1 protein-coding gene and 1 pseudogene are annotated in these 1453 nt (G+C 71.0%); both read right to left on the bottom strand.

Annotated features, from left to right (window positions below; all coding sequences use genetic code 11):
• Window positions 1-139 precede the first annotated feature (139 nt).
• Window positions 140-1022: pseudogene (locus FF36_RS31240) on the bottom strand (IS701 family transposase); the annotation flags it as partial.
• Between the two features lies 1 nt (window position 1023).
• Window positions 1024-1396: transposase (locus FF36_RS39815; RefSeq protein ID WP_242423012.1), on the bottom strand; the 373-nt coding region annotated here is incomplete at its 3' end.
• Between the last annotated feature and the right edge of the window lie 57 nt (window positions 1397-1453).

The raw sequence follows: 1453 nt of genomic DNA, 5'->3' as shown, positions 1-1453 counted from the left end.
CTAGTAGGACATCGTTAGGTGACTCCGGATAGGTGTTGTGTGACGTTGGGTGTGTGGGTGAAGGGTCGTTGGCAGGTGGGGCAGGCGCCGGTCCAGACGGCGAGCAGGGCCTGGAGGGTGCGGAGAACTCCATAGAGAGTCAGGCCGGCGCAGGGGCTTTTGGGTCGCGGCGGAGCTGGGTGCAGATGGCTTGGGCGATGCTGACGAGGGTGACGTGGTGGTGCCAGCCGGTGAAGGTGCGTCCTTCGAAGTGGTCCAGACCGAGGCCGTCTTTCAACTCGCGGTAGTCGTGTTCGATCCGCCAGCGGATTTTCGCGAGGCGGACCAGGTGCCGCAGGGGGGTGCCTTCGGGCAGGGTGGACAGCCAGTAGTCGGTGGGTTCGGGCTGGCCGGGGGGCCATTCGGCCAGCAGCCAGCAGTCCGGCAGGCTGCGGTCGGGGTTGCGGGTGAGGTTCCGGTTGGCGGGGCGGACCCGCAGCGCGAGGAAGCGGGAACGCATCGCGGCGGTCGGGTTGGCCGGTGTCTTGTGGGTGCCGTGGCGCCAGGTCACATACCGGCCCGCGCGGCGGCCGGTGGCCATGACCAGGGATTGCAGATCCCGGGCCGGGTCGGGGTAGGCGGGCACGGGCCGCCGGCCGTTCCCGGAGTACGGGGCGGTGACCGGCACCGCGTCGGCGGGGTAGGCGGCCGCGGTCGGCTTCACCGCCAGCACGTAGGGGATGTTCCGGTCGGTCAGGCCCTGGCGGAACTCGGCGGCGTCACCGTAGCCGGCGTCCGCCACCACCGGCCGCACCGGCATACCCCAGCCAGCCAGCTCGTCGAGCATGTCCAGCGCGAGCCGCCACTTCTCCCGGTGCCGCGCCGCGTCCGGGATCCCGGCGCGGGCCCGCCGGGCCCGCGCGGCGGCGCTGTCCCGCGGGTCGGGTAGGGCGGTGTCATCCCAGGAGGCCGGCAGGAACAGCCGCCAGTCCACCGCGGCCGACGCCCAGTCGGTGACCGCGTGCACCGACACCCCGATCTGANAGTTGGCGACCTTGCCCAGGCTGCCGGAGTACATCCGGGCCACCCCGGGCGACGCCGGCCCGTCCTTCGGGAAGCCGGTGTCGTCCACCACCAGCGCGACCGGGTCGAGGAAGGCGGCCGCCCAGCCGGCGAGGCGCCGGCGGACCTGGGTGTAGTCCCAGGTCGAGCTGGTCACGAACTGCTGCAGCTGCTGATGGTCCACCCCGAGGCGAGCGGCCATCGGGACCATGCTCTTGCGCTTGCCGTCGGTCAACAGCCCCCGGACATACAGCTCACCGGTGCCCCGCTGGTCCCGCCGCGGCAGGTCCGCGAACATCTCACCCGCGAACCGTTCGATCACCGGCCGCACCCGGGCCATCTCGTCCTGTCTCATACCAACCACCGCCACACACATGAAGACGACAGTCAGTACAACCACAGACAGACCTAA

It is taken from the genome of Frankia torreyi (genome assembly GCF_000948395.1).
Lineage (GTDB): Bacteria > Actinomycetota > Actinomycetes > Frankiales > Frankiaceae > Frankia > Frankia torreyi.
This window is presented reverse-complemented; position numbering and strand designations above follow the sequence as displayed.